Raw genomic sequence first — 23,255 nt, 5'->3', positions numbered from 1 at the left:
CGGTACAAAAGAAAACGCCCGGCGGACCGGGCGTTGGGGAATCAGTGATTTTGCTGGCTGCTGTCTTTATGACCGACGCCGGAGAAAAGGTTAAACACTTCACCGAGGCCGTAAATCAGACCGAGGATGACCGCCATCACCACAGGTACCATGACGACAGCAAATACCAGACTTTTCAACAGCTCTAACATGGTTGGCTCCAGATAGTACGAATACTTCATTGTAACCATTTCAGCCGGAAAAACACGCCCCATTTGTGCGGTGCCTCGCCGCCGCCGCGGCAGATGCCTGTTGCAAGATGGGCGCTATCGTTCACAATACGCTTTTTACGTCAGGAATTGATTATGCAGGCCGAAATCCTTCTTACGCTTAAGCTTCAGCAGCGCCTGTTCGCCGATCCCCGCCGGATAGCCTTACTCAAGCAGATCGATCGGACTGGCTCAATTAGCCAGGGCGCGAAGAACGCCGGTATCAGCTATAAAAGCGCATGGGATGCGATCAACGAAATGAACCAGCTCAGCGAACAGTCGCTGGTCGACCGCGCCACCGGCGGCAAAGGCGGCGGCGGCGCGGTGCTGACCCGCTATGGCCAGCGGTTGATTCAGTTATACGATCTGTTGGCGCAGATTCAACAAAAAGCCTTCGATGTGTTAAGCGACGATGACGCCCTGCCCCTCGACAGTTTGCTGGCGGCGATTTCCCGCTTCTCGTTACAAACCAGCGCCCGCAACCAGTGGTTCGGCACCATCACCGGTCGCGACCACCAGCAGGTACAGCAACATGTCGACGTGCTGCTGGCGGACGGTCAGACCCGTTTTAAAGTCGCCATTACCGCTCAAAGCGCCGACCGCCTCGGGCTTGATGAAGGCCAGGAAGTGCTGGTGTTGCTGAAAGCGCCGTGGGTCGGCATCACGCTTGACCACGCCGTAGCGCAGCAGGCGGACAACCAGCTTACCGGGCGCATCAGCCACATTGAACGCGGGCCGGATCGGTGCGAAGTTATCATGGCGTTGCCGGATGGGCAAAACCTGTGCGCCACGCTGCCAACGGCGCAAACCGACGGTTTGCAGGAAGGCGCGCAGGCGATCGCTTACTTCAATGCCGATCGTATCATTCTGGCGACCTTATGCTAATGGCATTGACTTTATTGCCGTGAAGTCGTATCCCTGAAGCACAACGCTGCAAAAAGTGGGATACACAATGTCATCATTGCAAATTTCGCAAGGTACGTTTCGCCTTAGCGATACTAAAACATTACATATCGATCGCCTCACGCTGCGCGCTGGCGAAAGCTGGGCTTTCGTCGGCAGCAACGGTAGCGGTAAATCGGCGCTGGCCAGAGCGCTGGCCGGCGAACTGACTCTACTCAACGGGCAGCGCGAAAGCGCATTTCAGCGTATCACTCGCCTCTCTTTTGAACAGCTGCAGAAACTGGTCAGCGACGAGTGGCAACGCAACAACACCGATATGCTGAGCCCCGGCGAAGAGGATACCGGGCGCACTACCGCGGAAATCATCGAAGATGAAAAACGCGATCCGGAGCGCTGTGCCCGGCTGGCGGAGCAGTTTGGCATTAGCCACCTGCTGACGCGGCGCTTTAAATATCTGTCGACAGGCGAAACCCGCAAAACGCTGCTCTGCCAGGCGCTGATGAGCGACCCCGATCTGCTGATCCTCGACGAGCCGTTTGATGGCCTGGATGTCGCTTCGCGCCAACAGTTGGCCGACCTGCTGGCCTGCCTGCATCAGGCTGGTATCACCCTGGTACTGGTACTCAACCGCTTTGATGAAATCCCGGAATTCATTGAATATGCCGGCGTGCTGGCGGATTGCACGCTGAGCGAAACCGGCGAGAAACAGGCGTTATTACAGCAGGCGCTGGTTGCCCAACTGGCGCATAGCGAAAAACTGGCCGGTATGACGCTACCTGAACCGGATGCCCCCGCCGCACGGCATGACTTAGCAGAGAACGCTCCACTTATCGTTCTTAACGACGGCACGGTGTCGTATAACGATAAAGCGATCATCAACCAGCTAAGCTGGACGGTGAACCCCGGCGAACACTGGCAAATTGTCGGCCCTAACGGCGCGGGAAAATCCACATTGCTAAGCCTGATCACCGGTGACCATCCGCAGGGTTACAGCAACGATCTGACGCTCTTTGGCCGCCGTCGCGGCAGCGGCGAGACCATCTGGGATATCAAAAAACATATTGGCTATGTCAGCAGCAGCCTGCATCTGGAATACCGCGTCAGCACAAACGTGCGTAACGTGATCCTTTCCGGCTACTTTGATTCGATAGGCATTTATCAGGCGGTCTCTGATAAGCAGCACAAGCTGGTCCAGCGCTGGCTGGATATTCTCGGCATTGATAAACGCACCGCCGACGCCCCGTTTCATAGTTTGTCGTGGGGACAGCAGCGGCTGGCGCTGATCGTTCGCGCGCTGGTTAAACATCCGACTCTACTGATACTCGACGAACCGTTACAGGGGCTGGATCCGCTGAATCGTCAACTGGTACGTCGTTTTGTTGATGTTTTGATTAGCGAAGGGGCCACGCAGCTGCTGTTTGTATCGCATCACGCCGAAGATGCCCCTGACTGCATCACTCACCGTCTGGAGTTCATTCGCAGTGGAGACGGTTACACTTACCGTCTCGGCGCGCTGGCGGAATAGCGCTATACAGGGGTCTGCGGATCCCTGTATTTTTTCAGAGAAATAACCAAAAACCACAACAACACACTGTTTTATAAATAATTACATAAAATCAGTCTTAATACACCATCAAGTGTAAACGATTCCACTATTTTAGCCTGTGTCACACTTTTGCCTTCTTTGGTATGCTATCTTCTTCTCACACGATAAGCCTATTGGAGCGAATCATGAAAGTACTGGTCACAGGTGGTAGCGGTTACATTGGAAGTCATACTTGCGTACAGCTGCTGCTGCAGGGACATGATGTGATTATTCTCGACAATCTCTGCAACAGTAAACGCAGCGTATTGCCGGTCATTGAACGTCTCGGCGGCAAGAAAGCCACCTTTGTCGAAGGCGATATTCGTAATGAAGCGCTGATGACGGAAATTCTGCACGATCACGCTATTGAAGCGGTGATCCATTTTGCCGGCCTGAAAGCCGTCGGCGAGTCCGTCGCCAAACCGCTGGAATATTACGACAATAACGTCACCGGTACACTTAAATTAGTTTCCGCTATGCGCGCAGCCGGCGTTAAAAACTTTATTTTTAGCTCCTCCGCGACCGTCTACGGCGACCAGCCAAAGATCCCTTATGTTGAAAGCTTCCCGACCGGTACCCCGCAAAGCCCCTACGGTAAAAGCAAACTGATGGTTGAGCAGATCCTCGCCGACCTGCAGAAAGCCCAGCCGGACTGGAGCATCGCGCTGCTGCGCTACTTCAACCCGGTCGGCGCGCATCCATCAGGCGATATGGGCGAAGATCCGCAGGGCATCCCGAACAACCTGATGCCGTATATCGCCCAGGTTGCCGTCGGCCGCCGCGAATCACTGGCGATTTTCGGTAACGACTACCCGACCGAAGACGGCACCGGCGTGCGCGACTACATCCACGTGATGGACCTCGCCGACGGCCACGTCGCGGCCATGGAAAAACTGGCGAATAAAGCCGGCGTTCATATCTACAACCTTGGCGCAGGCGTCGGCAGCAGCGTGCTGGACGTGGTCAACGCCTTCAGCAAAGCCTGCGGTAAACCGATTAATTATCACTTCGCGCCGCGCCGCGATGGCGATCTCCCGGCCTATTGGGCTGACGCCGCCAAAGCCGACCGCGAGCTGAACTGGCGCGTGACGCGCAACCTTGACGAAATGGCGCAGGACACCTGGCACTGGCAGTCCCGTCATCCGCAGGGTTATCCGGACTAATAGCCTAAAGGTAAGGCTCTAAGGAAATACCATGACGCAATTTAACCCCGTCGACCATCCGCACCGTCGTTATAACCCGTTAACCGGGCAGTGGATTCTGGTTTCACCGCATCGCGCCAAGCGCCCCTGGCAAGGGGCGCAGGAGACGCCGGCAAAACAAACGTTGCCCGCGCACGATGCGGATTGTTTCTTGTGCCCGGGTAATACCCGCGTCACCGGCGACACTAACCCGAATTACACCGGCACTTACGTGTTTACCAACGATTTTGCGGCATTGATGACCGATACTCCGGACGCCCCGGAGAGCGACGATCCGCTGATGCGCTGCCAAAGCGCGCGCGGCACCAGTCGGGTTATCTGCTTTTCGCCAGACCACAGCAAAACGCTGCCGGAACTGAGCATTGAAGCACTGGAAGGCGTGGTTAAAACGTGGCAAGAGCAGACCGCGGACCTTGGGAAAAGTTATCCCTGGGTCCAGGTCTTCGAAAATAAAGGCGCGGCGATGGGCTGCTCCAATCCGCACCCTCACGGCCAGGTATGGGCCAACAGTTTCCTGCCCAATGAGGCGGAACGTGAGGACCGTCTGCAAAAGAAATATTTCGCTGAGCAGGGTTCGCCGATGCTGGTGGATTATGTGCAACGCGAACTGGCCGACGGCAGCCGTACCGTTGTAGAAACCGAACACTGGCTGGCCGTGGTCCCCTATTGGGCGGCCTGGCCCTTTGAGACGCTGCTGCTGCCAAAAGCGCATATCCAGCGCCTGACCGATTTAACCGCAGCCCAGCGCCACGACCTGGCGCTGGCGCTGAAAAAGCTGACCAGCCGTTACGACAACCTGTTCCAGACCTCCTTCCCCTACTCCATGGGCTGGCACGGCGCGCCGTTTAATAACGAAGATAATCAACACTGGCAGCTGCACGCTCACTTTTACCCGCCGCTGTTGCGCTCCGCCACGGTGCGCAAATTTATGGTCGGTTACGAAATGCTAGCCGAAACCCAGCGCGATCTCACGGCGGAACAAGCCGCCGAAAAGTTACGTGCCGTTAGCGATATCCATTTTCGTGAATCAGGAGTTGAACAATGAGTCTGAAAGAGAACACCCAGGCGCTGTTTGCTGAACAGTTTGGCTACCCTGCTAGTCACGTCATTCAGGCGCCGGGCCGCGTCAACCTGATTGGCGAACATACCGATTACAACGATGGTTTCGTGCTGCCGTGCGCCATTGACTATCAAACCGTAGTCAGCTGCGCGCCGCGTTCTGACCGTATCGTGCGGGTCATTGCCGCCGATTACGATAACCAGCGCGACGAGTTTTCCCTCGATGCGCCCATCGTTAGCCACGACACCCAGCAGTGGTCAAACTACGTCCGCGGCGTGGTCAAACATCTGCAGAAGCGCAATAACCACTTCGGCGGCGCCGATCTGGTCATCAGCGGCAACGTACCGCAGGGCGCGGGGTTAAGCTCCTCGGCGTCGCTGGAAGTCGCCGTCGGCACCGTGTTCCAGCAGCTGTATCATCTGCCGCTCGACGGCGCGCAAATCGCCCTTAACGGCCAGGAAGCGGAAAACCAGTTTGTCGGCTGTAATTGCGGCATTATGGACCAGCTTATTTCGGCGCTGGGTAAAAAAGATCATGCGCTGCTGATTGACTGCCGCACCCTTGGCACCAAACCGGTGTCGATGCCGAAAGGCGTCGCGGTGGTGATTATCAACAGCAACTTTAAACGCACGCTGGTCGGCAGCGAATACAACACCCGCCGCGAACAGTGTGAAACCGGCGCGCGTTTCTTCCAGCAGCCTGCTCTGCGTGACGTTGAACTTGCGCAGTTTAATGCCGTGGCCCACGAGCTGGACCCGATTGTGGCGAAACGCGTGCGCCATGTATTAACCGAAAACGCCCGTACCGTCGAAGCGGCGAGCGCGCTGGCAAACGGCGACCTGCAGCGCATGGGCCAACTGATGGCGGAGTCTCACGCTTCCATGCGCGATGATTTTGAGATCACCGTACCGCAAATTGATACGCTGGTTGAGATTGTCAAAGCGGTTATCGGCGACCAGGGGGGCGTGCGGATGACCGGCGGCGGCTTTGGCGGCTGTATCGTTGCCCTGATGCCGGAAGCACTGGTTGAAAAAGTACAGCAGGCGGTTGCCGCTCAGTATGAAGCGAAAACCGGCATTAAAGAGACTTTTTACGTCTGCAAACCATCCCAGGGAGCCGGCCAATGCTAACGCCAACCCGCGAACTCGCGCCCGACGGACAGCCGTGGAACGTGCTAACGCTGCGTAATAACGCCGGGATGACGGTGACGGTGATGGACTGGGGCGCAACGCTAATCTCCGCGCAAGTGCCCCTTGCCGATGGTAGCCTGCGCGAAGCGTTACTGGGCTGCGCCACGCCGCAGCAATATCGCCAGCAGGCGGCATTTCTGGGCGCGTCCGTCGGCCGCTACGCTAACCGTATCGCCAACAGCCGCTTCACGCTCGATGGCGAGATCGTGAATTTAACCCCGTCGAACGAGGCCGGCCACCAGCTCCACGGTGGGCCGGACGGCTTCGACAAGCGTCGCTGGCAAATTGTCAGCCACGACGACAGCCAGGTGCTGTTTGCGCTCGACTCCGCCGATGGCGATCAGGGTTTCCCGGGCCATCTGCAGGCAACCGCGCGCTTTCGCCTGACTGACGATAATCGTATCGCCATTGAGTATCGCGCCACCGTTGATAAGCCCTGCCCGGTCAATATGACTAACCATGTCTATTTTAACCTCGACGGCGCGCAGGGCGACGTGCGCCACCACCGCCTGCAGATCTTCGCCGACCAGTATCTGCCGGTGGAGAGCGACGGTATTCCGTATGGCGATTTGCGCGACGTGGAGTACACCAGCTTTGATTTCCGCGCGCCGAAGGTGCTTGCCGACGAGTTCCTTGCCGATGCTGACCAGCAAAAAGTGAAAGGTTACGATCATGCCTTTCTGCTGCAGGCCAAAGGCGATGCCCGCCAGCCGGCGGCGCATGTCTGGTCGCAGGATGAAAAGCTACAGCTGACGGTGTACACCTCCGCCCCGGCGCTGCAGTTTTATTCCGGTAACTATCTCGGCGGCACGCCATCGCGCGGCAGTCAACCTTACGGCGACTGGCAAGGGCTGGCGCTGGAGAGCGAGTTCCTGCCGGACTCCCCAAATCATCCGCACTGGCCGCAGCCAGATTGCGTATTACGGCCCGGCGCCGAGTACATTAGCCTGACGGAATATCAGTTTATCGCCGGATAACGTCATAACCCTCCCTGCGGAGGGTTTTTTTTCGCCTTTTTGCTGTAATTTGCACCGCTAAAAGACAAAAAGCTAACCGGTGTTTTACAAGCATCTTACACTGCGTCACTATTTTCGCTATGGTTAGGGATAAGCATTGCCGTGAGGCAAATCACGGCAATATAATGAGAATAGTTATCAATCAATAAACACATACACCACAGTAGTCGGGTTGCGTGTAGGAGGAGTAAGAGAATGGCTGTAACTAAGCTGGTACTAGTTCGTCACGGCGAGAGCCAATGGAACAACGAAAACCGTTTCACCGGTTGGTACGACGTTGACCTGTCTGAAAAAGGCGTTAGCGAAGCGAAAGCGGCAGGTAAACTGCTGAAGGAAGAAGGCTTCAGCTTTGATTTTGCTTATACCTCCGTGCTGAAACGTGCCATCCACACCCTGTGGAACGTGCTCGACGAACTGGATCAGGCCTGGCTGCCGGTTGAGAAATCCTGGAAACTGAACGAACGTCATTACGGCGCACTTCAGGGCCTGAACAAAGCGGAGACCGCTGAGAAGTATGGCGACGAGCAGGTTAAACAGTGGCGTCGCGGCTTTGCCGTCACCCCGCCGGAACTGACCAAAGACGATGAACGTTATCCGGGCCACGATCCGCGTTACGCGAAGCTGACCGATGCGGAACTGCCGACCACCGAGAGCCTGGCGCTGACCATTGACCGCGTCGTACCGTACTGGAACGAAACCATTCTGCCACGCCTGAAAAGCGGCGAGCGCGTTATTATCGCCGCTCACGGTAACTCCCTGCGTGCGCTGGTGAAATACCTCGACAACATGGGCGAAGACGAAATCCTCGAACTGAATATCCCGACCGGCGTACCGCTGGTGTATGAGTTCGATGAAAACTTCAAGCCGATCAAACACTACTACCTGGGCAATGCTGACGAAATCGCTGCGAAGGCCGCGGCTGTCGCTAACCAGGGTAAAGCGAAGTAATACGCAACTGAATTATTTCGCCAACAAAAAAGCGTGGAATTTCCCACGCTTTTTTATTTTTAGCCATTGCAGGCCTAACGCGAAGGCAGCCAACAATGGCAAAGTACAGGCTAGCCGCGGCGCGCTTTAACCGCATCCGCCAGTTGGCGCAGGATGGTCTCGGTATCTTCCCAGCCGATACAGGCGTCGGTCACGCTCTTGCCGTAGGTCAGCGGTTCGCCGCTTTCCAGGCTCTGATTGCCTTCCACCAGGTGGCTTTCAATCATCACGCCCATAATCGCGTTTTCACCGCCGGCAATCTGCTGGCACACATCGGCGCCGACTTCCATCTGCTTTTTAAACTGCTTGCTGGAGTTAGCGTGGCTGAAGTCGATCATGATTTGCGCCGGCAGACCGGCTTTTGCCAGACCCACTTTCACTTCGGCAACGTGCTGAGCGCTGTAGTTCGGCTCTTTACCACCGCGCAGAATGATATGACAATCGCTGTTGCCGCTGGTGTTCACAATAGCGGAATGGCCCCACTTCGTTACCGATAAGAAACAGTGCGGCGCGCCAGCTGCATTGATCGCATCGATAGCGACCTTGATGGTGCCATCGGTGCCATTTTTGAAGCCAACCGGGCACGAGAGGCCGGAAGAGAGTTCACGGTGCACCTGGGATTCAGTGGTACGCGCGCCGATTGCGCCCCAGCTCATCAGGTCCGCCACATATTGCGGGGTGATCATGTCAAGGAACTCGCCCGCCGCTGGCAGACCGCTGTCGTTGATTTCCAGCAGCAGCTTACGCGCGATACGCAGCCCGTCGTTAATGCGGAAGCTGTTATCCATATGCGGATCGTTAATTAGCCCCTTCCAACCGACGGTGGTGCGCGGTTTTTCAAAATAGACGCGCATAACGATTTCCAGCTCGCCTTTAAGCGCTTCACGCAACGTCAGCAGGCGGCTGGCATACTCTTTCGCCGCGGCAGGGTCGTGAATAGAGCACGGACCAATGACCACCAGCAGACGATCGTCGTTGCCTTTGAGGATGTTGTGAATCGCTTTGCGAGCATGTGCAACGGTATTAGCAGCATTTTCGGTAGCGGGGAATTTTTCCAGGAGCGCAACGGGAGGTAATAATTCGTTGATCTCTTTAATGCGTAAATCGTCGTTCTGATAATTCATCTTCTTTCCAGGCGTTGCCATACTTATACAATGAAATGCAATCCTTCCAATCTATCTCTTCGGTCAAAAAGTGTAAACGTGATTTTACACTGACGATGGAATAATCCTGGAATTAGGGAAAAATACGCCATAAAGTAGCGAAATCCTGCCAGCCAACTACAATTTTTAACTGCAACATCCAATTAAATGTTTATTTTCAGTATTATATTTTAAATCCTCACGCTAAGGCGGAGTGTTAAACCATAGCACCGCAGATCCCTGGCACATCTCTGTTGGCCGCGTTTAGCCAGCAAATCGACTAAGCAGGAGTATCCGATGAATATGAATAAACTCACAGCCCTACTTCTCACCGCCACCTTAAGCTTAGCCAGCGGCGCCGCGCTGGCCGCCGATAGCGGCGCGCAATCGAACAACGGTCAGGCCAATTCCGCCGCTGATGCCGGACAGGTTGCGCCCGATGCCCGTGAAAACGTGGCGCCAAATAATGTCGATAACGACAAAATTAACTCCGGCGGCACCATGCTTCACCCTGATGGTTCGACGATGAATCATGACGGGATGTCGAGCGACGAGGTCCATAAAAACAGCATGTGCAAAGATGGACGCTGTCCGGATACGGATAAAAAAATGGAAAGCGGCAATGGCATGAACAACGATGCCAGCAAAACGGATGGCACCTCGCAGTAATTGAAACGGATGAGATAAGGGATCGGGGTGGCAGTGCTCACCTTGATCCCTTTGTTCGCTGAATTTCGGTAAGATGTCATAGTGTAATAATGATAACTATTAAGGGATGACATCATGGCGCATGCACATTCACCGACCCCTGCTGGCGAAAACAGTAACGCCAACCGGCTGCTTTGGGCTTTTATCGTAACCGCCGGCTTTATGATTATTGAGGCCATCGGCGGCGTCATTTCCGGTTCCCTGGCCCTGCTCGCCGATGCCGGACATATGCTCACCGACTCCGCCGCCCTCCTGTTCGCTCTGCTGGCGGTGCGCTTCGCCAGCCGGCCGCCAAATAGCCGCCACACCTTTGGCTGGCTGCGTTTAACCACTCTCGCCGCCTTCGTCAACGCCATCGCCCTGGTAGTCATTACCATTTTCATCTTCTGGGAAGCGGTACAGCGTTTTAACCATCCGCAGCCTGTCGCGGGAAAAACCATGATGGTTATCGCCGTCGCCGGACTACTGGCCAATATCCTCGCCTTCTGGATCCTGCACCGCGGCAGCGCCGAAAGTAATCTTAACGTCCGCGCGGCGGCACTGCATGTGCTGGGAGATCTATTGGGTTCCGTCGGCGCCATCGTGGCCGCTATCGTCATTCTGATGACCGGCTGGACGCCGATTGACCCGATCCTCTCGGTGCTGGTGTCGTGTTTAGTACTGCGCAGCGCCTGGCGACTGCTGCAGGAGAGTATGAATGAGTTGTTGGAGGGCGCGCCGCGCTCGCTGGATGTCGAAGCACTAGGCCGCGATCTACGCCGCTCAATTCCTGAAGTCCGCGACGTTCACCACGTTCACGTCTGGCTGGTGGGGGAAAAACCGGTGATGACGCTGCATGTACAGGTCGTGCCGCCACACGATCACGATGCGCTACTTGATAGCATCCAGCATTTTATTGAGCATAAATATGAAATTGAGCATGTGACGGTACAGATGGAGTATCGCCCCTGCAGCGGCCCGGAATGCCACCTGAATCTGGCGCATTCCGGACATGAACATCATCATCACCATTAACGTGAAAGCGCGTGAGAACCCCGCTCACGCGCGCTGTTAATCCACATCCGGCTACCGTTCAGGGCAATGAACGTGAGCAGCAAATACTCCAGCGACATCGCGTATACGCCCTGTAGAGCGAAAATCACCACGCTGATGACGTTGATGATCACCCACAGCAGCCAGTTCTCAACGTATTTACGCGTCATCAATACCATCGCGGCAATCGACAGCACCATCATGCAGGAATCCCAGAATGGGAAAGCATCGGGTTCCAGCGTCGGCATCGCCACCTGCAGCCCGAGCATTTGCATCAGGTTGACGGCGATGCGGGTCAGGAAGGCAAATACCGGGTTAATAAACACCGTCATCAGGCCGATAGCCACCACGCAGCCCGCCAGCCAGGCCAGCGCTTTTGGCAGCGGTAGCCAGCGAATTTTCAGTTCCGCTTCGTTATCGCTGGTCTGCCTTGACCACGCGTACCAGCCGTAAACGTTCGCCGCGAAGAAAAACAGCTGCAGCAGCAGGCTGGCGTACAGTTGGATCTGGAAGAAGATGATCGCAAAAAGCGTTACGTTCACCAGGCCGAAGGCATAGTTGCTAATCTTTTCCAGGCTCGCCAGCCAGATGCACAACAGGCCGGCGATGGTGCCCACCGCCTCAATCCACGACAGATCGTAGCCGCCGGCGCCGATCGGTATATGTACTAAGATATTCTGCGTACTGAAAAAATCCATTTTATCCCCTAAGCGTAACGCGACGCGGTAATGAGTTATCCCCGTAGTGTAGCCGCAAAATCCAGCATACGGTTAAGCGGAATTAATGCCCCGGCACGCAGTTTGGCGTCAACGTGAATTTCGTGTTCAACGCCGCCCTGCTCTAACCCTTCCGCTATCGCTTTCAGGCCGTTCATCGCCATCCATGGACAATGGGCGCAGCTGCGACAGGTTGCGCCCTCACCTGCCGTAGGCGCTTCCAGCAGCTCTTTTTCCGGTACCGCCTGCTGCATTTTATAGAAGATCCCGCGATCGGTTGCCACGATAAGCTGGCGCTGCGGCAGGCTTTTCGCCGCGGCAATTAATTGGCTGGTTGATCCTACCGCATCCGCCATGTCGACAATCGCCTGCGGTGATTCCGGATGCACCAGGATCGCCGCGTCGGGGTAGAGCCCCTTCATGCGCGCCAGCGCCTGGGTTTTGAATTCATCATGGACGATGCAGGCGCCCTGCCAGCACAGCACGTCGGCCCCGGTCTGGCGCTGTACATAGCGGCCAAGGTGGCGGTCCGGCGCCCAAAGTATCTTTTGTCCGAGGCTATCGAGATGCTCAATCAACTCCACCGCGATGCTGGAAGTCACTACCCAGTCGGCGCGCGCTTTTACCGCCGCTGACGTATTGGCATAGACCACCACGGTGCGATCCGGGTGAGCATCGCAAAACGCGTTAAAGTCATCAATGGGACAGCCGAGATCCAGCGAACATTCCGCATTCAGCGTCGGCATCAAAATGGTCTTTTCCGGACTGAGAATTTTGGCCGTTTCGCCCATAAAACGCACTCCGGCAACCAGCAGCGTGGAGGCCGGGTGACGCGCACCAAAACGCGCCATTTCCAGCGAGTCGGCAATACAACCGCCGGTCTCTTCGGCCAGTTGCTGAATTTCAGGATCGGTGTAGTAATGCGCCACCATCACGGCGTCGCGTTCACGCAGCAGGCGTTTAATTTTCTCGCGGTAAAACACTTTTTCGTCACGGTTCAACGGTTGTGGTTTTGGCGGGAAAGGATAAATCGCCGTTTCAGGATCAAACATTACGCTCATCATGCAATCTCGTTTTACTGGCTTAACTTTGAAACCGTAAATATCGCTCTCTATCGCCTTAATACGGTCACTATGTTTTATATGCTAAACAAGATAGCCGATCGCAAGCGAAATGTCGTGATGAATTTTGTATTCCCCGGGGACGATGCTGCGCATCTTCCCGGGCTACCGGTTCGTGCGCTATGGAGTCAAGGTAAGCGTAGTGCGAACATGGAGTTGATTGTGGAGAATGACGCATAGCAAAAAGGCGCCTTTAGGGCGCCTTTTTACATTGGTGGGTCGTGCAGGATTCGAACCTGCGACCAATTGATTAAAAGTCAACTGCTCTACCAACTGAGCTAACGACCCGCTCTGGTACTACTGAATATTTTACTCGATACCAATACTTAAATTGGTGGGTCGTGCAGGATTCGAACCTGCGACCAATTGATTAAAAGTCAACTGCTCTACCAACTGAGCTAACGACCCGCTCTGGTACTACCTGAATAATTTTACTCGACACCAATACTGAAATTGGTGGGTCGTGCAGGATTCGAACCTGCGACCAATTGATTAAAAGTCAACTGCTCTACCAACTGAGCTAACGACCCGAGTGGTGGGTGATGACGGGATCGAACCGCCGACCCCCTCCTTGTAAGGGAGGTGCTCTCCCAGCTGAGCTAATCACCCGAAACTGCGCTGGATACTACCGATACTGCTTCCACCGACCCCATCATTAAGATGGTGGGTCGTGCAGGATGACTCGCTTCGCTCGCCCTACGGGCCGTTGCTGAAGCAACGTTATCCTTCACGTTTAACATCGAAGTTCGATGCTAAAAATGGTGGGTCGTGCAGGATTCGAACCTGCGACCAATTGATTAAAAGTCAACTGCTCTACCAACTGAGCTAACGACCCGGTGGTGGGTGATGACGGGATCGAACCGCCGACCCCCTCCTTGTAAGGGAGGTGCTCTCCCAGCTGAGCTAATCACCCGATACTACGCTGGATACTACAATTAAAACTAATTAGTGGTGGGTCGTGCAGGATTCGAACCTGCGACCAATTGATTAAAAGTCAACTGCTCTACCAACTGAGCTAACGACCCACTCTGGCGTCGCTTTGGGCTTGTTCGATATCCCTTGGCAACGGCGGCATATATTACTGATTTCAGATTTCAGCGCAACTAAAATTTCGATAAAGATCACTTAACTGCTTGGGTTTCGTGCGACAAGACCAGAAATAACGCGATTTCTGGTCATGCCATAATCAACCCAGGGCGTTAAGGCGTTTTTGCGCTTGTTTCGCACCATCGGTGCCAGGGAATTTGCTGACCACCTGCTGGTAAACCGCTTTCGCTTTCGCGGTGTCGCCTTTGTCCTGCATGATGACGCCGACTTTAAACATCGCATCCGGCGCTTTCGGGGATTTCGGATAGTTTTTCACCACCGAGGCAAAATAATATGCCGCATCGTCTTTTTTCCCCTTATTGTAGTTCAACTGTCCGAGCCAGTAGTTGGCGTTCGGCTGATAGGTTGAATCCGGGTACTTCTTGACGAAGTTCTGAAACGCCACCATCGCGTCATCCTGGCGGGACGAATCTTTAACCAGCGCAATAGCCGCGTTGTAATCGGTGTTGGCATCCCCGGTCATCGCAGGCGCCCCAGAAGAGGCCGCCGGCGCTGTACTGGCGGTAGCCGAACTCTGATCGCCAGAAGACGATGGAGCCTGCGCCTGCGCGCCTGCCGCTGCTGCTCCGCCACCGCTCGTCAGCCCGTCGATCTGTTGCAGAATCTGCTTCTGGCGTTCGACAATCTGATTGAGCTGATACTGATTTTCCTGAATCTGACCGCGCAGGGAATCAATATCGCTTTGGTTATCGGAGAGTTGTTGCTGGAGTTGGGTTAAAAGCTGGCTGTGAGCATTGGAAATACGCTCAAGTTGAGTGACGCGGTCTTCGACCGAGCCTGAGCCGACACTACTGATTGGCGCCTGAGCAAAAGCGGCCCAGGGGGCCGCTATGCCAACCAGTAACGACAGACTCAATAAATGATGTCTGAAGTTACTGCTCATGCAATTCTCTTAGTAAACCAGTACGGCGCGACGGTTTTTGGCATATGCCGCTTCGTCATGACCCAGTACTGCAGGTTTTTCTTTACCGTAAGAAACGATGGAAATCTGGTCAGCAGAAACACCTTTGCCCTGCAGATACATCTTAACGGCGTTAGCACGACGCTCACCCAGAGCGATGTTGTATTCCGGAGTACCGCGCTCATCCGCGTGACCTTCTACGGTCACTTTGTAGGACGGGTTGCTACGCAGGAAGTTAGCGTGCGCATCCAGCATTGCAGCGAAGTCAGAACGGATATCGTACTTGTCCAGATCGAAGTAAACGATGTTGTTCTGCTGCAGCTGCTGCATCTGCAGACGAGCTTGCTCTTCGGAAGACATGTTGCCGCCGTTAGCGTTAGCGTCCATACCAGTGCCGGCACCCAGCATGCCTTCACCGCTCTGGTCGTTGCTGGCGTTCTTGTTGGAAGAACACGCCGCGATTGCCATAACCGGCAGAGCGATCATCAGCCCTTTCAGCACTTTGTTCAGTTGCATTTCTTTGATTCCTTTAATAATCAATTATTTATTATCACAGATACGGCGACCAGGCAGGGAATTTTACCTGTCCATCAGTTGCCGGAAGACGCGCTTTGAAACGCCCATCTGTAGAAACCAGATTCAGCACGGATCCCATCCCCTGAGAAGAGCTGTAGATTACCATAGTGCCGTTAGGTGCCAGACTTGGCGTTTCATCTAAAAACGTTGATGACAGAACCTGTACACCACCCGCTTCCAGATCTTGCTTAGCAATGTGTTGCTGACCGTTGGCCGAGCTCACCATTACCATAATTTTACCATCAGCGCTGACGTCAGCATCCTGGTTCTGCGAACCTTCCCAGGTAATACGCTGCGGCGTACCGCCGTTGATGTTGACTTTATACACCTGAGGACGGCCAGCCTGGTCGGAAGTAAACGCCAGATTCTGGCTATCCGGGAACCAGCTCGGTTCGGTGTTATTGCTGCGACCGTTAGTCACCTGACGAATCTGGCCGGAGCCGAGGTCCATCACGTACAGGTTCAGGCTACCGGTTTTCGACAGTGCGAATGCCAGTTTGCTGCCGTCCGGCGAGAAGGCCGGTGCGCCGTTATGCTGCGGGAAGGAAGCAATCTGACGGACTGCGCCATTCGCCAGCGTCTGGACTACCAGCGCGGAGCGGCCGCTTTCGAAGGTCACATAGGCCAGTTTAGAACCGTCCGGAGACCATGCCGGCGACATCAGCGGCTGCGATGAACGGTGAACCAGGAACTGGTTGTAGCCATCGTAGTCAGAGACGCGCAGCTCATACGGGAACTGGCCGCCGTTGGTGCGAACCACATAAGCGATACGGGTACGGAAAGCGCCTTTAATCCCGGTCAGCTTTTCGAATACCGCGTCACTGGCAGTATGTCCGGCATAACGCAGGTACTGCTTGGTCACTTTAAAAGAGCCTTGCGACAGGATGGTACCCGGCGCACCGCCGGTATCCACCAGCTGATAGGCAACCTGGTAAGAACCGTCAGGGTTTGGCGTCACCTGGCCTACGACCACGGCGTCAACGCCCAGCGCAGACCATGCCGCAGGCTGCACTTCCTGAGCGCTACCCGGCTGCTGAGGCAGGCGCGAGCGATCCAGCGGATTAAACTTGCCGCTGTTACGCAGGTCAGCCGCTACCACGCCGCCAATATCTTCAGGCGCAGCGCCCGGGCCAGCCCACTGGAATGGCACCACACCGATGGGGCGCGCCGAGTCCACCCCCTGGGTGATCTCGATGCGTACTTCTGCGTGCAGCACCGCCGCCCACAGCATCAAAAAACCAAATGCTACTCGTAATGCCTGCTTCATCATATCTCCCTTATCCGGGCGGAAAGCCCACGATAATTTAGCAGAATGTTAACAAACCCAAATACACAAAACTACCAAAACCCTGTGACTACCATAGATTGTTTTTCCCCGCTTGCACGGGGAATTTTCTACTTATGGTTTAAAGTCCAGTGGCGCATTTTTGAATGTTTCATAAATAGCCTGTGACGGCGGTTTAGGGAACTTCGTCATCCGGTTTGTCGCCGCCAGCATTTGCTGACAGAACGCCGGATCGCCGCCTTCAGATTTCACACTCAACAATGTTCCATCCTGAGCCAGGTTCACACGCAAAGTACAGGTTTTGCCCTTATAGGTATCCCAGTCATAGAGATGGCCTCTAATGGCATTCTGAACCAGTTGACTATAGTTGTTAATCTCAGCCTGAGATGCTCCACCCTGCCCCTGCTTACTTCCTTTAGCAGGAGAAGTGCCCCCAGCGCTACCGCTGGTGTTACCTTTCGGCGCATTCTTACCTGAACTCAGATCGCCGAGCAGATCGTCAACACCGCTTGCTTCTTTAGCGGCAGCGGCTTTCTTAGCCGCGGCGGCCTTCGCGGCGGCGGCTTTGGCCGCTTTATCAGCCGCCGCTTTTTCTGCGGCGGCAGCTTTGGCGGCGGCGGCTTTTTCGGCTGCTGCGGCTTTTTCAGCAGCGGCCTTCTCGGCGGCTGCTTTTTCCGCGGCAGCTTTCTGGGCAGCGGCTTTCTCAGCGGCGGCCTTTTCTGCCGCAGCCTGTTTCGCCGCTTCCTGCTGGGCTTTCTTCTCGGCCTGCTGCTGCGCTTTCTTCTCTGCATCCTGCTGAGCTTTTTTCGCAGCTTCCGCTTCGGCTTTCTTCTGCGCATCCGCGGCGGCTTTGGCCGCTTCGGCTTCCGCCTGCTTCTTGGCGTCGGCAGCCGCTTTAGCCGCCGCCTTAGCGGCAGCCGCTTCCGCGACTTTCGCCTGAGCATCGGCCTTAGCTTTGGCATCAGCGGCGGCTTTGGCGGCAGCTTCCTGCGCCTCTTTCGCCTGGGCATCCGCTTTCGCTTTTGCCGCGGCGGCAGCCTTAGCTGCGGCCTCTTCAGCCTGTTTCTGCTGTTCTTTCGCTTCTTTCGCCGCTTCCTGCGCCTGCAGACGTTCTTGTTCCATTTGCTTCAGGCGTTCCTGCTCGGCCGCCTGTTTTTCCCGCAGCTCTTCAGCCTGCTGCTGAGCCTGCTTTTCTCGCTGCTCGGCCGCGCGACGCGCGCTGGACTGCTGCTGTTGCTGGCGGTTGTAGTTGTTGACTACCGCGCCTGGATCGACCATGACTGCATCAATGGATGAACCTCCGCCGCCGCCGGCAGAAGCATCCAGATGCTCATCGAACGAACTCCAGATCAGTAGCGCAATCAGAATGATGTGCAGCACCACTGAAACTATGATCGCTCGTTTAAGCTTATCGTTTTGTTCGGTTGCCTTTGACACTATCGGTTCCCAAAAACTGTTCGCCTGTTGCCGCTTAAAAGCAACGGCGGAATGCTATCGATATCCACCGCCGCTCGCTTTGCGGGCCGATTAAATAGGCTTGGTCATTAAGCCAACCGATTTAACCCCTGCACTATGCAACAGGTTAAGCGCTTTAATAATTTCATCGTAAGGCACATCTTTCGCGCCGCCGATAAGGAACACCGTCTTCTCATTCGCTTCGAGTCGGCGCTTCGCTTCAGCAATGACCTGCTCCGGCGGCAACTGAGACAACGTTTCCTGACCGACTTTCACGCTGTACTGCCCTACTCCGGAGACTTCAACGATAACCGGTGGTTCATCGTTGCTTTTCACCGCTTGCGACTCCGTGGCGTCCGGCAGATCGACTTCCACGCTCTGCGTAATGATCGGCGCTGTCGCCATGAAGATCAGCAACAGCACCAACAGGACATCCAGCAGCGGAACGATGTTAATCTCGGACTTCAGTTCGCGACGTCCGCGTCCACGTGCTCTGGCCATGGCTTACCCCTTATTGCTTTCGCTGCTGGTAAACGCCTGACGGTGCAGAATAGCGGTGAACTCTTCCATAAAGTTGTCGTAGTTCAGTTCAAGTTTGTTCACGCGCTGGTTCAGACGGTTGTAGGCCATAACCGCCGGGATGGCGGCGAACAGACCGATTGCCGTGGCGATCAGCGCTTCCGCGATCCCCGGCGCAACCATCTGCAGCGTCGCCTGCTTCACCGCGCCGAGGGCGATAAAGGCGTGCATGATCCCCCAGACGGTACCGAACAGGCCGATATACGGGCTGATAGAACCCACGGTGCCAAGGAACGGGATATGCGTTTCCAGCGTTTCCAGTTCGCGATTCATCGAGATACGCATCGCGCGCGACGCCCCTTCGACAATCGCTTCCGGCGCATGGCTGTTGGCGCGATGCAGACGCGCGAACTCTTTAAAGCCGCTGTAAAAAATCTGCTCGGAACCGGCGAGGCTATCGCGACGGCCCTGGCTCTCCTGGTACAGGCGAGACAGTTCAATGCCGGACCAGAACTTATCTTCAAACGCTTCGGCTTCGCGGCTGGCGGAATTGAGGATACGCGTTCTCTGAATAATAATAGCCCAGGAAGCGATAGAAAAACCAATCAAAATCAACATGATAAGTTTAACCAGAAGGCTCGCCTTCAGGAACAAATCAAGGATATTCATGTCAGTCACTGCTTAAACTCCGCGACAATAGACTTGGGAAGCGCACGAGGCTTCATTAAGAGTGGATCAACGCACACAATGAGAACTTCAGCTTCGTTCAAAACTGTATTCTCGGCGTTGACGATTCGCTGCGTGAAAACCAAAGAGGTGCCTCGCATCGAGGTAATTTCCGTCTGGATTTCGAGCATGTCGTCGAGTCTGGCGGGCGCAAAATACTCCAGCGTCATTTTGCGAACGACAAAGGCAACTCGTTCAGCCAACAGAACCTGCTGACTGAAGTGATGGTGGCGCAGCATCTCTGTGCGTGCTCTTTCATAAAAAGCGACGTAACTGGCGTGGTAAACCACACCACCGGCATCGGTATCTTCGTAGTAGACCCGGACCGGCCATCGAAACAGCGTTGTATTCACTTTACATCCCGGTAATGCAAAAAAAGAGTAGTGCTTTCAAACTTCGCTACTATACGCGCGGGAATCGTGGTTTGGAATGGGAGAAAGTAAACGGCGAGTAAATTTTTATGGGCTTATGCAAGCCCATGCGGTTAACAGACTTCTCTTATACTCTTATCTTTCAAAAGAAGAAAAAGATCAGGCCTGCGAAGAGAACGATATCAGCGATAAGCGGACAAAAAATCCCCTGCCAGTGCACGGCTTTCGGACGGAAGCCCACACCGTGAATGACGCCAGCGCACACCGCCCACATCAGCAAGAATCCATGCCAGATTTCAAGCTCGCTGGTCTTCGCCGCAAAGCGCGACGGATCCCAGAAGATGCAGCCTGCCAGCAGCAGCGCCAATAATAAGGAAAGCGCCCTTAACGGGCGCTTGTCCATTATCGCGTAAAGGGTCGCGATAATTTTCATCAATGCTCTTCTTTACCTGCTTTGGTGGCTTCCACGTGCTCAAGCGCCAGCGCGGTAATCACCCCAAAGGCACAGGCAAGCAGCGTTCCCAAAATCCATGCGAAGTACCACATATATAGCTCCTTACCTTAGTACAGCGAGTGGGTGTTCTTTTCGATGTCTTCGCGGGTAATGCGGCCAAACATCTTCCAGTAACACCAGGTGGTGTAGCCGAGGATAATCGGCACAAACACGATAGCCACGTAGGTCATCACATTCAGCGTCAGCTGGCTGGAGGTGGCATCCCACATCGTCAGGCTCGCATTCAGCATCGTGCTGGACGGCATGATGAACGGGAACATCGCGATACCCGCGGTCAGGATGATGCAGGCCAGCGTCAGCGAGGAGAACAGGAACGCCATGGCGCCTTTATCTGCTTTTGTTGACGCGACGGTCAGCAGCGGCAGCACCACGCCCAGGGCAGGAATAGCCCACAGCGCTGGCATATTGTTAAAGTTCACCATCCACGCGCCGGCTTCACGCGCCACTTCTTTGGTCAGCGGGTTAGACGGGCCGGTATGATCCAGCACCGATTTCACCACATAGCCGTCGATGCCGTAGTAGACCCAAACGCCCGCCAGCGCGAAGCAGACCAGCGTCACCAGCGCCGCCACCGTGGAGACGGTGCGGGTGCGCAGATGCAGTTCGCCTACGGTACGCATCTGCAGGTAGGTCGCGCCCTGCGTCAGGATCATCGCCACGCTGACGATACCCGCCAGCAGACCAAACGGATTCAGCAGCTGGAAGAAGTTGCCGGTGTAGTACAGACGCAGATACTCATCGATATGGAACGGTACGCCCTGCAGCAGGTTGCCGAAAGCCACGCCGATAACCAGCGGCGGCACAAAGCTCCCCACGAAGATGCCCCAGTCCCACATGTTGCGCCAGCGGGTATCTTCAATCTTGGAACGGTAGTCAAAGCCCACCGGACGGAAGAATAAAGACGCCAGCACCAGAATCATCGCCACGTAGAAACCGGAGAACGCGGCGGCGTATACCATCGGCCAGGCAGCAAACAGCGCGCCGCCGGCGGTGATGAGCCACACCTGGTTTCCGTCCCAGTGCGGGGCGATGGAGTTGATCATGATTCGACGCTCGGTGTCATTACGACCGAGGAAACGGGTGAGCATGCCCACCCCCATGTCGAAACCGTCGGCGACGGCAAAGCCAATCAGCAGAATGCCGATCAGTAGCCACCAGATTAAACGCAATACTTCATAATCGATCATTTGACGACTCCTGTCTTAGCGTGCCGACTGAATAGCCGCGGAGGACTGTTCAAAGTGATAGCGACCCGTTTTCAGGCTGCTCGGTCCTTTGCGGGCAAACTTGAACATCAGGAACAGTTCAGCCACCAGGAACAGCGTATACAGACCGCAGATCAGCAACATCGAGAAGATCAGATCGCCCGCGGTCAGCGACGAGTTCGCCACCGCTGTTGGCAGCACTTCACCAATCGCCCACGGCTGACGGCCATATTCGGCAACAAACCAGCCCGCTTCAACGGCAATCCACGGCAGCGGCAGGCCGAAGAACGCGGCGCGCAGCAGCCATTTTTTCTCGCCAATACGGTTGCGAATCACGGTCCAGAAAGAGGCGCCGATAATCAACAGCATCAGTACGCCGCACGCCACCATGATACGGAAGGCGAAGTACAGCGGCGCTACGCTCGGAATAGAGTCTTTGGTCGCTTTAGCGATCTGCTCTTCCGTGGCGTCAGCGACGTTCGGGGTATAGCGCTTGAGCAGCAGGCCATAACCGAGGTCTTTCTTAACATCATTGAACCGATCGCGAACCGCCTGATCGGTGGAGCCGGCGCGCAGCTGTTCCAGCAGCGCATAGGCTTTCATCCCGTTACGGATACGCTCTTCATGCTGCGCCATCAGATCTTTCAGGCCGATAACCGGCTTATCCACCGAGCGGGTAGCGATGATACCCAGCGCGTAAGGGATCTGGATGGAGAAGTGGTTGGTTTGCGCTTCCTGGTCGGGAATACCAAACAGGGTAAAGGCAGCCGGCGCCGGCTGAGTTTCCCATTCCGCTTCAATCGCCGCCAGTTTGGTTTTCTGCACGTCACCCATTTCGTAACCGGACTCATCGCCGAGGACGATAACGGAGAGGATAGCGGCCATACCAAAGCTTGCAGCAATCGCGAAGGAACGCTTAGCAAAGGCGAAATCACGGCCTTTAAGCATGTACCAGGAGCTGATGGCAAGGATGAACATCGCGCCAGTCACATAGCCGGAGGCCACGGTGTGGACGAATTTAACCTGAGCAACCGGGTTCAGGACCAGCTCGGAGAAGCTGACCATCTCCATACGCATGGTTTCAAAGTTGAAATCCGATGCGATCGGGTTCTGCATCCAGCCGTTGGCCACAAGGATCCACAGCGCGGAGAGGTTAGACCCCAGCGCGACCAGCCAGGTCACCGCCATGTGCTGAACTTTGCCCAGACGATCCCAACCGAAGAAGAACAGACCTACAAAGGTAGATTCGAGGAAGAAGGCCATCAGACCTTCAATGGCCAGCGGCGCACCGAAGATATCGCCCACATAGTGAGAATAGTAAGACCAGTTAGTCCCGAACTGGAACTCCATGGTCAAACCGGTTGCGACACCCAGAGCGAAGTTGATACCAAACAACTTGCCCCAGAACTTGGTCATATCTTTATAAATCTGTTTGCCGGAAAGGACGTAGACCGTTTCCATGATGGCCAGCAGGAACGCCATACCGAGCGTTAGCGGCACAAAAAGGAAGTGGTACATCGCGGTCAAGGCAAACTGTAAGCGCGACAGTTCGACTATATCTAACATCATGACTCCTTGCTCATCGCATGAAGACTCCGAGAACGAACCCAATAATTCAGGTTCATACGCATGCCCCAATACAAAATTATTTGCTCCCTGGTACGTTACTGCTCATCTGGCGATGAA

At 55.2% G+C, this 23,255-nt stretch carries 24 protein-coding genes and 7 tRNA genes; 9 read left to right on the top strand and 22 right to left on the bottom strand.

Going from position 1 to position 23,255, the window contains the following annotated elements; translation table 11 throughout:
- Window positions 1–41 precede the first annotated feature (41 nt).
- Window positions 42–191, bottom strand: coding sequence for an AcrZ family multidrug efflux pump-associated protein (locus tag PGR79_RS10950; RefSeq protein ID WP_087860064.1), 150 nt, complete (start codon window positions 189–191; stop codon window positions 42–44).
- A 153-nt stretch (window positions 192–344) separates the two neighbouring features.
- On the opposite strand from PGR79_RS10950, the gene modE reads away from it, so the two are divergent.
- The 7 genes from modE (at window position 345) to gpmA (ending at window position 8,152) form a co-directional block, all read left to right on the top strand.
- Complete coding sequence (gene modE, locus PGR79_RS10945; protein WP_087860065.1) at window positions 345–1,133, top strand: molybdenum-dependent transcriptional regulator; 789 nt, start codon at window positions 345–347, stop codon at window positions 1,131–1,133.
- A gap of 67 nt (window positions 1,134–1,200) precedes the next feature.
- Window positions 1,201–2,676 (top strand): molybdate ABC transporter ATP-binding protein ModF, encoded by a 1,476-nt coding sequence (gene modF / locus PGR79_RS10940; protein WP_213317972.1) that lies wholly within the window; start codon window positions 1,201–1,203, stop codon window positions 2,674–2,676.
- Between the two features lie 206 nt (window positions 2,677–2,882).
- Window positions 2,883–3,899 (top strand): UDP-glucose 4-epimerase GalE, encoded by a 1,017-nt coding sequence (gene galE, locus PGR79_RS10935; RefSeq protein WP_045364697.1) that lies wholly within the window; start codon window positions 2,883–2,885, stop codon window positions 3,897–3,899.
- Between the two features lie 31 nt (window positions 3,900–3,930).
- Window positions 3,931–4,983 (top strand): galactose-1-phosphate uridylyltransferase, encoded by a 1,053-nt coding sequence (gene galT / locus PGR79_RS10930; protein ID WP_047049199.1) that lies wholly within the window; start codon window positions 3,931–3,933, stop codon window positions 4,981–4,983.
- Complete coding sequence (galK, locus tag PGR79_RS10925; protein ID WP_213317971.1) at window positions 4,980–6,128, top strand: galactokinase; 1,149 nt, start codon at window positions 4,980–4,982, stop codon at window positions 6,126–6,128. Before galT ends, galK begins: the two co-directional genes overlap by 4 nt.
- Entirely contained in the window at window positions 6,122–7,165 is a 1,044-nt protein-coding gene (galM, locus tag PGR79_RS10920; RefSeq protein WP_430921655.1) for a galactose-1-epimerase, read from the top strand. The genes galK and galM overlap by 7 nt, the downstream gene beginning before the upstream one ends.
- A 234-nt stretch (window positions 7,166–7,399) precedes the next feature.
- Window positions 7,400–8,152 carry a 2,3-diphosphoglycerate-dependent phosphoglycerate mutase gene (gene gpmA, locus PGR79_RS10915; RefSeq protein ID WP_015367652.1) on the top strand — a complete coding sequence of 251 codons (753 nt, stop codon included), beginning with the start codon at window positions 7,400–7,402 and terminating at the stop codon, window positions 8,150–8,152.
- Between the two features lie 110 nt (window positions 8,153–8,262).
- On the opposite strand, the gene aroG is transcribed toward gpmA, so the two are convergent.
- Window positions 8,263–9,315 carry a 3-deoxy-7-phosphoheptulonate synthase AroG gene (aroG, locus tag PGR79_RS10910; protein WP_015367653.1) on the bottom strand — a complete coding sequence of 351 codons (1,053 nt, stop codon included), beginning with the start codon at window positions 9,313–9,315 and terminating at the stop codon, window positions 8,263–8,265.
- Between the two features lie 315 nt (window positions 9,316–9,630).
- Here aroG and PGR79_RS10905 point away from each other — a divergent pair, with 315 nt between their 5' ends.
- Entirely contained in the window at window positions 9,631–10,002 is a 372-nt protein-coding gene (locus tag PGR79_RS10905) for a YbgS-like family protein (RefSeq protein ID WP_015367654.1), read from the top strand.
- Between the two features lie 114 nt (window positions 10,003–10,116).
- Window positions 10,117–11,055, top strand: coding sequence for a CDF family zinc transporter ZitB (gene zitB / locus PGR79_RS10900; protein WP_015367655.1), 939 nt, complete (start codon window positions 10,117–10,119; stop codon window positions 11,053–11,055).
- Here zitB and pnuC read toward each other — a convergent pair.
- The 20 genes from pnuC to cydA all read right to left on the bottom strand — a co-directional run bounded on the left by pnuC (window position 11,052) and on the right by cydA (window position 23,135).
- Window positions 11,052–11,771 carry a nicotinamide riboside transporter PnuC gene (gene pnuC / locus PGR79_RS10895; protein ID WP_015367656.1) on the bottom strand — a complete coding sequence of 240 codons (720 nt, stop codon included), beginning with the start codon at window positions 11,769–11,771 and terminating at the stop codon, window positions 11,052–11,054. The two genes, zitB and pnuC, sit on opposite strands and share 4 nt — an antisense overlap.
- 35 nt (window positions 11,772–11,806) lie before the next feature.
- Window positions 11,807–12,850: a quinolinate synthase NadA gene (gene nadA, locus PGR79_RS10890; RefSeq protein WP_213795100.1), complete on the bottom strand. Its 1,044-nt coding sequence runs from the start codon at window positions 12,848–12,850 to the stop codon at window positions 11,807–11,809.
- 272 nt (window positions 12,851–13,122) lie between these two features.
- A tRNA-Lys gene (locus PGR79_RS10885) sits at window positions 13,123–13,198 on the bottom strand.
- A 44-nt stretch (window positions 13,199–13,242) separates the two neighbouring features.
- Window positions 13,243–13,318 (bottom strand) — tRNA-Lys (locus tag PGR79_RS10880).
- 46 nt (window positions 13,319–13,364) lie between these two features.
- A tRNA-Lys gene (locus PGR79_RS10875) sits at window positions 13,365–13,440 on the bottom strand.
- A 3-nt stretch (window positions 13,441–13,443) separates the two neighbouring features.
- Window positions 13,444–13,519: transfer RNA gene (locus PGR79_RS10870), tRNA-Val, on the bottom strand.
- Window positions 13,520–13,669: 150 nt separating this feature from the next.
- A tRNA-Lys gene (locus tag PGR79_RS10865) sits at window positions 13,670–13,745 on the bottom strand.
- Between the two features lie 2 nt (window positions 13,746–13,747).
- A tRNA-Val gene (locus PGR79_RS10860) sits at window positions 13,748–13,823 on the bottom strand.
- 36 nt (window positions 13,824–13,859) lie between these two features.
- Window positions 13,860–13,935: transfer RNA gene (locus PGR79_RS10855), tRNA-Lys, on the bottom strand.
- A 161-nt stretch (window positions 13,936–14,096) separates the two neighbouring features.
- Entirely contained in the window at window positions 14,097–14,900 is an 804-nt protein-coding gene (gene cpoB / locus PGR79_RS10850; RefSeq protein ID WP_411325808.1) for a cell division protein CpoB, read from the bottom strand.
- A 9-nt stretch (window positions 14,901–14,909) separates the two neighbouring features.
- Entirely contained in the window at window positions 14,910–15,434 is a 525-nt protein-coding gene (pal, locus tag PGR79_RS10845) for a peptidoglycan-associated lipoprotein Pal (protein ID WP_004859700.1), read from the bottom strand.
- Between the two features lie 34 nt (window positions 15,435–15,468).
- Window positions 15,469–16,761, bottom strand: a complete 1,293-nt coding sequence (gene tolB, locus PGR79_RS10840; RefSeq protein WP_015367659.1) for a Tol-Pal system beta propeller repeat protein TolB — start codon at window positions 16,759–16,761, stop codon at window positions 15,469–15,471.
- A gap of 132 nt (window positions 16,762–16,893) precedes the next feature.
- Complete coding sequence (tolA, locus tag PGR79_RS10835) at window positions 16,894–18,216, bottom strand: cell envelope integrity protein TolA (protein ID WP_113373875.1); 1,323 nt, start codon at window positions 18,214–18,216, stop codon at window positions 16,894–16,896.
- Between the two features lie 90 nt (window positions 18,217–18,306).
- Entirely contained in the window at window positions 18,307–18,735 is a 429-nt protein-coding gene (gene tolR, locus PGR79_RS10830) for a colicin uptake protein TolR (RefSeq protein ID WP_015367661.1), read from the bottom strand.
- A 3-nt stretch (window positions 18,736–18,738) separates the two neighbouring features.
- Window positions 18,739–19,431 (bottom strand): Tol-Pal system protein TolQ, encoded by a 693-nt coding sequence (gene tolQ / locus PGR79_RS10825; protein WP_015704769.1) that lies wholly within the window; start codon window positions 19,429–19,431, stop codon window positions 18,739–18,741.
- Window positions 19,428–19,832, bottom strand: coding sequence for a tol-pal system-associated acyl-CoA thioesterase (gene ybgC, locus PGR79_RS10820; protein WP_004859689.1), 405 nt, complete (start codon window positions 19,830–19,832; stop codon window positions 19,428–19,430). Before ybgC ends, tolQ begins: the two co-directional genes overlap by 4 nt.
- A gap of 160 nt (window positions 19,833–19,992) precedes the next feature.
- Entirely contained in the window at window positions 19,993–20,283 is a 291-nt protein-coding gene (ybgE, locus tag PGR79_RS10815) for a cyd operon protein YbgE (RefSeq protein WP_087860209.1), read from the bottom strand.
- Window positions 20,283–20,396, bottom strand: a complete 114-nt coding sequence (cydX, locus tag PGR79_RS10810; RefSeq protein ID WP_004100325.1) for a cytochrome bd-I oxidase subunit CydX — start codon at window positions 20,394–20,396, stop codon at window positions 20,283–20,285. Before cydX ends, ybgE begins: the two co-directional genes overlap by 1 nt.
- A 15-nt stretch (window positions 20,397–20,411) precedes the next feature.
- Entirely contained in the window at window positions 20,412–21,551 is a 1,140-nt protein-coding gene (cydB, locus tag PGR79_RS10805) for a cytochrome d ubiquinol oxidase subunit II (protein ID WP_015367665.1), read from the bottom strand.
- A gap of 15 nt (window positions 21,552–21,566) precedes the next feature.
- The gene (gene cydA, locus PGR79_RS10800) at window positions 21,567–23,135 is read right to left on the bottom strand and encodes a cytochrome ubiquinol oxidase subunit I (RefSeq protein ID WP_015367666.1); all 1,569 of its coding nucleotides are present in this window, start codon (window positions 23,133–23,135) and stop codon (window positions 21,567–21,569) included.
- Window positions 23,136–23,255: the final 120 nt, after the last annotated feature.

The sequence above is a fragment of the Klebsiella sp. 141161 genome, assembly GCF_050600815.1.
GTDB classification, from domain to species: domain Bacteria; phylum Pseudomonadota; class Gammaproteobacteria; order Enterobacterales; family Enterobacteriaceae; genus Klebsiella; species Klebsiella aerogenes.
Note: the sequence above shows the minus strand (reverse complement) of the source record. Positions and strands in the feature narration are given on the sequence as shown.

What these genes read in the sequence shown, in the direction of transcription:
- PGR79_RS10950 (WP_087860064.1), bottom strand. Translation starts at nt 191, where the DNA reads ATGTTAGAGCTGTTGAAAAGTCTGGTATTTGCTGTCGTCATGGTACCT.
- modE (WP_087860065.1), top strand. Translation starts at nt 345, where the DNA reads ATGCAGGCCGAAATCCTTCTTACGCTTAAGCTTCAGCAGCGCCTGTTC.
- modF (WP_213317972.1), top strand. Translation starts at nt 1,201, where the DNA reads ATGTCATCATTGCAAATTTCGCAAGGTACGTTTCGCCTTAGCGATACT.
- galE (WP_045364697.1), top strand. Translation starts at nt 2,883, where the DNA reads ATGAAAGTACTGGTCACAGGTGGTAGCGGTTACATTGGAAGTCATACT.
- galT (WP_047049199.1), top strand. Translation starts at nt 3,931, where the DNA reads ATGACGCAATTTAACCCCGTCGACCATCCGCACCGTCGTTATAACCCG.
- galK (WP_213317971.1), top strand. Translation starts at nt 4,980, where the DNA reads ATGAGTCTGAAAGAGAACACCCAGGCGCTGTTTGCTGAACAGTTTGGC.
- galM (WP_430921655.1), top strand. Translation starts at nt 6,122, where the DNA reads ATGCTAACGCCAACCCGCGAACTCGCGCCCGACGGACAGCCGTGGAAC.
- gpmA (WP_015367652.1), top strand. Translation starts at nt 7,400, where the DNA reads ATGGCTGTAACTAAGCTGGTACTAGTTCGTCACGGCGAGAGCCAATGG.
- aroG (WP_015367653.1), bottom strand. Translation starts at nt 9,315, where the DNA reads ATGAATTATCAGAACGACGATTTACGCATTAAAGAGATCAACGAATTA.
- PGR79_RS10905 (WP_015367654.1), top strand. Translation starts at nt 9,631, where the DNA reads ATGAATATGAATAAACTCACAGCCCTACTTCTCACCGCCACCTTAAGC.
- zitB (WP_015367655.1), top strand. Translation starts at nt 10,117, where the DNA reads ATGGCGCATGCACATTCACCGACCCCTGCTGGCGAAAACAGTAACGCC.
- pnuC (WP_015367656.1), bottom strand. Translation starts at nt 11,771, where the DNA reads ATGGATTTTTTCAGTACGCAGAATATCTTAGTACATATACCGATCGGC.
- nadA (WP_213795100.1), bottom strand. Translation starts at nt 12,850, where the DNA reads ATGAGCGTAATGTTTGATCCTGAAACGGCGATTTATCCTTTCCCGCCA.
- cpoB (WP_411325808.1), bottom strand. Translation starts at nt 14,900, where the DNA reads ATGAGCAGTAACTTCAGACATCATTTATTGAGTCTGTCGTTACTGGTT.
- pal (WP_004859700.1), bottom strand. Translation starts at nt 15,434, where the DNA reads ATGCAACTGAACAAAGTGCTGAAAGGGCTGATGATCGCTCTGCCGGTT.
- tolB (WP_015367659.1), bottom strand. Translation starts at nt 16,761, where the DNA reads ATGAAGCAGGCATTACGAGTAGCATTTGGTTTTTTGATGCTGTGGGCG.
- tolR (WP_015367661.1), bottom strand. Translation starts at nt 18,735, where the DNA reads ATGGCCAGAGCACGTGGACGCGGACGTCGCGAACTGAAGTCCGAGATT.
- ybgE (WP_087860209.1), bottom strand. Translation starts at nt 20,283, where the DNA reads ATGAAAATTATCGCGACCCTTTACGCGATAATGGACAAGCGCCCGTTA.
- cydX (WP_004100325.1), bottom strand. Translation starts at nt 20,396, where the DNA reads ATGTGGTACTTCGCATGGATTTTGGGAACGCTGCTTGCCTGTGCCTTT.
- cydB (WP_015367665.1), bottom strand. Translation starts at nt 21,551, where the DNA reads ATGATCGATTATGAAGTATTGCGTTTAATCTGGTGGCTACTGATCGGC.
- cydA (WP_015367666.1), bottom strand. Translation starts at nt 23,135, where the DNA reads ATGTTAGATATAGTCGAACTGTCGCGCTTACAGTTTGCCTTGACCGCG.